This window comes from Actibacterium sp. (assembly GCF_041584535.1).
Lineage (GTDB): Bacteria > Pseudomonadota > Alphaproteobacteria > Rhodobacterales > Rhodobacteraceae > Actibacterium_D.
In genome coordinates this window covers 1-6,238 of record NZ_JBFHDW010000160.1, presented here as the reverse complement: position 1 = coordinate 6,238, position 6,238 = coordinate 1, and the positions used below count along the sequence as shown (strand labels likewise).

Genomic DNA, 6,238 nt, shown 5'->3' with positions numbered 1-6,238 from the left:
GCGCGCCCGCCCCGAAGGCGACCTTGCCGCGCTGGCCGCGATCGCTGCCGCCACCGCCGCAACCGGCACCCCGGCCGAGGTCGAACTGGCCTCAAACGCCGTCGCCGCCGGCACCAATCTGGTGCAGCTTGGCGCCTTTGACAGCCCCGACATCGCCCGCGCCGAATGGCAGCGCCTGTCCTCGCGGTTTTCCAGTCTGATGGATGGCAAACAGCGGCTGGTGCAATCCGCCGTCAGTGGTGGCCGCACCTTTTATCGCCTGCGCGCCGTGGGCTTTGCCGATATCTCTGACGCCCGGCGGTTCTGTGCGGCTTTGACCGCCGAGAACGCCGATTGCATCCCCGTGGTGGCGCGGTGAGCCCGACCGCATGCGGGGCCTTCATTGCTGGCTGTCAGGGGCCGGTTCTGCAGGCGGACGAACAGCGCTTCTTTTCTGAAACCCGGCCCTTCGGCTTTATCCTGTTCGCGCGCAACATCGACACGCCGGATCAGATCCGTGCCCTGTGCAATGACTTGCGGATTTCAGCGGGCTATGACGCGCCGATCTGGATCGATCAGGAAGGCGGCCGCGTTGCCCGCTTGCGCCCGCCGTTGTGGCGCGACTGGTTGCCGCCGCTGGATCAGGTGCGCGCCGCCGGTCCGCGTGCGGCCGAGGTCATGCGCCTGCGCTATCGCATCATCGCCGCCGAGTTGCGTGCCCTTGGCATCGACGGCAACTGCGCGCCCTGCGCCGATATCGCCCGCCCCGACACGCATGAGATCCTGTATAACCGCTGTTACGGCACCGAACCCGGCCCGGTGGCCGAGATCGCCCGCGCCGTCAGCGACGGTTTGATCGCCGGTGGGGTTCTGCCGGTGCTGAAACATATCCCCGGTCACGGCGCCGCCAATCTGGACAGCCATCTGGAACTGCCGCATGTCGCCTTGCCGCGCGCGGTGCTTGAGGCACAGGATTTCGCCCCGTTCGCGGCGCTGAGCGACCTGCCCTTCGCCATGACCGCGCATATCGTCTATGACGCGATCGACGCGACCGCGCCCGCCACCACCTCGGCCCCGATGATCCGCCTGATCCGCGAACAGATCGGCTTTCAGGGCGTGTTGATGAGCGACGATATCTCGATGCAGGCGCTGTCCGGCAGCATCGCTGACCGCTCGGCTGCGGCGATGGCGGCGGGTTGTGATCTGGTCCTGCATTGCAATGGCGATCTGGCCGAGATGCAGGCCGTGGCCGCCAATGCCGGCAAAGTCAGCGAAAAAGCCGCCCGCGCCGCGGTTGCGGCTCTTGCCCTGCGCGACACTCCGGCCGAAGATGCGGAGATGCTGAGTAAGGACTGGGCCGCGCTGATGGCCGATCTCGCCAATGACTGAGACGCCTGAATTGTTCGACGTTGCCGAACGGCTGGCTGCCGAGGCGCTGATCGTCGATGTCGACGGGTTCGAAGGCCCGCTGGACGTGCTGCTGACCCTGTCGCGCACGCAAAAGGTCGATTTGCGCAAGATCTCGGTGTTGCATCTGGCCGAGCAATATCTGGCCTTTGTGGAAAAGGCCAAGGCGCTGCGGCTGGAACTGGCGGCGGATTATCTGGTGATGGCGGCGTGGCTGGCATTCCTGAAATCGCGGCTGTTGTTGCCGCCCGACCCGTCGGACCAAGGCCCGTCAGGTGAAGAACTGGCCGCGCATCTGGCCTATCAGCTTGAGCGGCTTCAGGCGATGCGCGACGCCGCCGCCCGGCTGATGGGGCGCGACCAGTTGGGGCGCGATTTCTTTGCCCGTGGCATCCCCGAGGATGTGACCCGCATCCGCAGCGTCACCTATACCGCGACCTTGCTGGACCTGATGCAGGCCTATGCCCGCATCCGCACCCGCGACGATTTCCGCCCCTTTGTGCTGGACCGTGACCATGTGTTCACCATGGAGCAGGCGCTGGAACGGATGCGCGGGCTGATCGGCTATGCCGGTGACTGGACCGGGCTGTCGTCTTATCTGCCCGAAGGTTGGGAAACCGACCCGGTCAGGCGGCGTTCGGCCACGGCGGCCACCTTTGCCGCGTCGCTGGAACTGGCCAAGCGCGGCGCGATCGAAATTCGTCAGGGGGATACTTTCGCCCCGATCCAAATCCGCAGGAAACCCGAATAAATGGCTGAAGAAAAAGAAAAAAGCCTGTTCGAGGCTCCGCCGCTGGCGGAACAGGAACGCATGGTCGAGGCGATTTTGTTTGCCAGCGCCGAACCGGTTACCGTGGCCGAGCTGAACGCCCGGATGCCGCATGGCTGTGACGCGGCCGAGGCGCTGCATCTGCTGCGCAAACGCTATGACGGGCGCGGGGTGAACGTGTTCAAGGTCGGCGACGCCTGGGCCATTCGCACCGCCCGCGATCTGGGATTCCTGATGCAAAAGGAAACCGTCGAGACCCGCAAACTTAGCCGCGCCGCGATCGAGACGCTGGCGATCATCGCCTATCACGCTCCGGTCACCCGCGCCGAGATCGAGGAAATTCGCGGCGTTTCCGTCAGCCGTGGCACCGTGGATCAGTTGCTTGAGCTGGAATGGATCCGCTTTGGCCGCCGCCGGATGACGCCGGGCCGCCCGGTGACCTATGTGGTGACGCAACAGTTCCTTGATCACTTTGGTCTGGAAAGCGCCCGCGATCTGCCGGGGCTGAAGGAATTGCGCGCCGCTGGCCTGTTGGAAAACCGGCCGCCGCCGGGGTCTCTGACCCCGGGCGAGGACGACGACAGCGACGATCAAGGCGATATGTTCGAGGACGAATCCTGACAGGAGGCGACGCGATGAGTGCCAATCAGTTGATCAACATGGCCCTGCGGATGCTGACCCGCAAAGCCGTCAACAAAGGGCTGAACGCCGGGGTCAAGCAGATGAGCAAGGGCAACGCCGCGCAAGGCAAGCTGACCCCCGAAGAACGCGCCGCCCGCAAACAGGCGCAGGAAACCGCGAAACGCGCCAAACAAGCCGCCCGTCTGGCGCGGCGTCTGGGTAAGTTCTGACCGCGATGAGCCCGCGACACTATGATTGCATCATCCTCGGCGCCGGGGCGGCGGGCCTGATGTGCGCGGCCTATGCCGGGGCCAAGGGTGGCCGGGTTCTGGTGATCGACCACGCTAAGGCGGCGGGCGAGAAAATCCGTATCTCGGGCGGCGGGCGCTGCAATTTCACCAATCTTTATGCCGGGGCGGATAATTTCATCTCGGCCAATCCGCATTTCGCCAAGTCGGCGCTGGCCCGCTATAGGCAATGGGATTTCATCGACCTGATGGGGCGTCACGGCATCGCGTGGCACGAGAAAACGCTGGGCCAGCTGTTCTGCGACAACAGCGCCCGCGATGTGGTGCGGATGCTGCTGGACGAGGCGCATCTGGCCGATCTGTTGCTGCAAACCTCGGCACAGAGCATCACCAAGACCGAAAGCGGCTTTGCCGTGACCCTGTCGGATGGCCGCGCCGTGACCGGGGCGGCGCTGGTGGTGGCGACGGGTGGCAAATCCATCCCCAAGATGGGCGCCAGCGGCTTTGGCTATCAGCTGGCCGAGCAATTCGGCCATGCTGTCACGGAAACCCGCCCGGCGCTGGTGCCGCTGACCTTTGGCGACCGCTTTGCCGGTCTGGCTGGCACCGCCCTGCCCGCCCGCGCCCATGCCGACGGGCCATCTTTTAGTGAGGCGGTTCTGTTCACCCATCGCGGCCTGTCCGGCCCGGCCATTTTGCAGATTTCAAGCTATTGGCGCGAAGGCGGCGAGATCGCCCTGAATATTTTGCCGGATACCGATCCGTTTCAGGCGCTGCGCGACCTGCGCGCGCGGGCCGGGGCGAAATCCATCAACACCATGCTGGCCGATCTGTTTCCGGCGCGGCTGGCGGCGTTCCTATGCGACGACTGGCACCTCTCCGGCAATCTGGCCGATTATCCCGACACCCGCCTGCGCGAAATTGCCGCCCGGATCACCGACTGGCGACTGACCCCCGCCGGGTCCGAGGGTTATCGCACCGCCGAGGTCACGCTGGGCGGGGTCGATACCGACGGGCTGAACGCCCGCACAATGGAAAGCAAAACCGTGCCGGGCCTGTATTTCATTGGCGAGGTCGTCGATGTCACCGGCTGGCTGGGCGGGTTCAATTTTCAATGGGCGTGGTCCTCGGGCCATGCCGCGGGCACGGCTATCGCGGATCGCCGATAGCCACGCCTTCACGCCGCGGATCGGCACCGCCGCTTAGACCATCGCCAATCGCAATCGCATTCAGCCCCGAGGTCAGCTCGACCGCCTTGACCTCGTATCCCATCGCCTGAAACGCCGGGATCAGCGCCTCGGCCGGGGTGCCGGCCTCGACATCATAGCGGCCAAAGCGGTTGACCAGATGCGGCATGGCGACGGCCTGTTGCACATCCATCCCCCAATCCAGATGCGCGATGATCGCCTGCGCCACATAGCCGATGATCCGGCTACCTCCGGGGCTGCCGACAACCAGCACCGGCTTGCCATCCCGCAGCACGATGGTCGGCGCCATGCTGGAGCGCGGCCGCTTGCCCGGCTCGACCCGGTTGGCGATCGGCACGCCGTCAACATGGCTGCGGAACGAGAAATCCGTCAGTTCGTTATTCAACAGAAACCCATCCACCATCAGCCGCGAGCCAAAACCGTTCTCGATGGTCGTGGTCATCGACAAGGCGTTGCCATAGCTGTCAACGATGGAAATATGCGAGGTCGAGGGGAATTCGATGCTGGCGTCATCGGCCAACAGCAGGGCGTGGTCCCATTCGGGGTTGCCCGGCACCACCTCGGGCAAGGCATCGTCACCGACCAATAGCGACCCGCGCCCGGCCAGATAGGCCGGGTCCAGCAACCCCGCCACCGGCATCGGCACGAAATCGCTATCGGCCATATAGCGGCCCCGGTCAGCGAAGGCCAAGCGCGAGGCATCGCCGATCAGCCGCCAGCTTTCAGCACTGTCCGGCCCCAGCGCCGCCAGATCATAGCCTTGCAGCATCCCCAAGATCTGCCCCACGGTCAGCCCGCCCGAACTGGGCGGCCCCATGCCACAGACCTGATCCCCGCGATAGCCGGCACAGACCGCCGGGCGCGCGATCACCTGATACAGCGCCAGATCGGTCTGGGACAGCTTGCCGGGATTTCCGGGGGCGGTCTGAACGGTGGCAACGATATCCTGCGCGATCGGACCGCTGTAGAACGCCCCGGCACCCTGTTGGGCCAGCGCCCTTAAGGTGTCGGCATAGGCCGGGTTGCGCAGGCTCTGGCCCGCGCGCAGCGGTTGACCATCAGGCAGGAAATACGCCGCCGTGGCCGGAAACCGCGCCAGCCGTTCGGCATCGCTCGCCACCTGTTCGGCCAGACGCGGCGACACGGCAAAGCCTTGATCCGCCAACGAAATCGCGGCATCAAACAAGCGCGGCCAGTCGGCGCGACCCCAGCGGGCATGAGCCTCGGCCAGCAAGGCGGGCGTGCCCGGTGTGCCGACCGACAGACCGCCCACTACCGCGTCAAAGAATTTCAAAGGCGCGCCTTCAGCATCCAGAAACAGCTTGGGATCGGCGTTTAACGGCGCGGTTTCGCGGGCGTCCAGCGTGGTCAATTCGCCGCTGGTCGCGTCATACCAGACCAGAAACGCCCCGCCACCAAGGCCCGAGCTTTGCGGCTCGACCAGCCCCAGAACGGTCTGCACCGCCACCATCGCATCCGCCGCCGTGCCGCCCGTGCGCAACACATCCGCCCCGGCCTGCGCCGCCAGCGGATTTGCCACCGCAACCATCCAGCTTTGTGCCTGAACCGGCAGACCGGCGGCCTTGCGATCCAGCGCCGCGTCGATCTGAGGGGACAGGCCGCGAAACCCGGACCCTGCCCCGGCCGCGATTTCGGGGCTGACCGCGTCCGCCGCTTGCTGCGCGCTTGCAGGCACAGCCAAGGCCACGAGGGCCGCAAAAATCCATCGCTTCATGCACCGCTCTCCTGTTCCGCTCATCGCTCAAACATAGCGCATCGCCATTGCCGCGACAGTAAAAACAGCAGGCGCGCGCGCCCTGCCCCTGTTCGCATCGCAGCACACGGGGTATGACGGGGCAACTGCAACGAAAGGCTTTTCGCATGACACCTGCTCAGGCCAGCCAGTTCACCGCTGATCTTTGCCGTCTTGCGCCGGTGATTCCGGTGCTGGTGATCCATGATCCGGCCCACGCTAGGCCCTTGGCGACGGCGCTGATCGCGGGCGG

Annotated in this window: 7 protein-coding genes and 1 pseudogene; 7 read left to right on the top strand and 1 reads right to left on the bottom strand. The window is 65.5% G+C overall.

Going from position 1 to position 6,238, the window contains the following annotated elements; all coding sequences use genetic code 11:
• The 6 genes from ABYW26_RS09080 to ABYW26_RS09055 all read left to right on the top strand — a co-directional run.
• Nucleotides 1-358, top strand: a 358-nt coding sequence (locus tag ABYW26_RS09080) for an SPOR domain-containing protein (protein WP_372604473.1), incomplete at its 5' end; no start/stop codon positions are given.
• Complete coding sequence (nagZ, locus tag ABYW26_RS09075) at nt 355-1,368, top strand: beta-N-acetylhexosaminidase (protein WP_372604471.1); 1,014 nt, start codon at nt 355-357, stop codon at nt 1,366-1,368. The genes ABYW26_RS09080 and nagZ, both read left to right, overlap by 4 nt.
• Nucleotides 1,361-2,137 carry a ScpA family protein gene (locus ABYW26_RS09070; RefSeq protein WP_372604470.1) on the top strand — a complete coding sequence of 259 codons (777 nt, stop codon included), beginning with the start codon at nt 1,361-1,363 and terminating at the stop codon, nt 2,135-2,137. Before nagZ ends, ABYW26_RS09070 begins: the two co-directional genes overlap by 8 nt.
• Nucleotides 2,138-2,776 (top strand): SMC-Scp complex subunit ScpB, encoded by a 639-nt coding sequence (gene scpB, locus ABYW26_RS09065; protein ID WP_372604469.1) that lies wholly within the window; start codon nt 2,138-2,140, stop codon nt 2,774-2,776. It abuts the gene before it with no gap.
• Between the two features lie 14 nt (nt 2,777-2,790).
• Nucleotides 2,791-3,006: a hypothetical protein gene (locus ABYW26_RS09060; RefSeq protein WP_372604467.1), complete on the top strand. Its 216-nt coding sequence runs from the start codon at nt 2,791-2,793 to the stop codon at nt 3,004-3,006.
• A gap of 5 nt (nt 3,007-3,011) precedes the next feature.
• Nucleotides 3,012-4,193, top strand: coding sequence for an NAD(P)/FAD-dependent oxidoreductase (locus ABYW26_RS09055; protein WP_372604466.1), 1,182 nt, complete (start codon nt 3,012-3,014; stop codon nt 4,191-4,193).
• Here ABYW26_RS09055 and ggt read toward each other — a convergent pair.
• Nucleotides 4,174-5,967 carry a gamma-glutamyltransferase gene (gene ggt, locus ABYW26_RS09050; RefSeq protein ID WP_372604465.1) on the bottom strand — a complete coding sequence of 598 codons (1,794 nt, stop codon included), beginning with the start codon at nt 5,965-5,967 and terminating at the stop codon, nt 4,174-4,176. The two genes, ABYW26_RS09055 and ggt, sit on opposite strands and share 20 nt — an antisense overlap.
• 146 nt (nt 5,968-6,113) lie before the next feature.
• Between ggt and ABYW26_RS09045 the strand changes: the two are divergent.
• Nucleotides 6,114-6,238: pseudogene (locus ABYW26_RS09045) on the top strand (keto-deoxy-phosphogluconate aldolase); the annotation flags it as partial.

Bases quoted from the DNA above. Each gene is read 5' to 3' on its own strand.
- ABYW26_RS09060 (WP_372604467.1), top strand. From the start codon at position 2,791: ATGAGTGCCAATCAGTTGATCAACATGGCCCTGCGGATGCTGACCCGC.
- scpB (WP_372604469.1), top strand. From the start codon at position 2,138: ATGGCTGAAGAAAAAGAAAAAAGCCTGTTCGAGGCTCCGCCGCTGGCG.
- ggt (WP_372604465.1), bottom strand. From the start codon at position 5,967: ATGAAGCGATGGATTTTTGCGGCCCTCGTGGCCTTGGCTGTGCCTGCA.
- ABYW26_RS09055 (WP_372604466.1), top strand. From the start codon at position 3,012: ATGAGCCCGCGACACTATGATTGCATCATCCTCGGCGCCGGGGCGGCG.
- ABYW26_RS09070 (WP_372604470.1), top strand. From the start codon at position 1,361: ATGACTGAGACGCCTGAATTGTTCGACGTTGCCGAACGGCTGGCTGCC.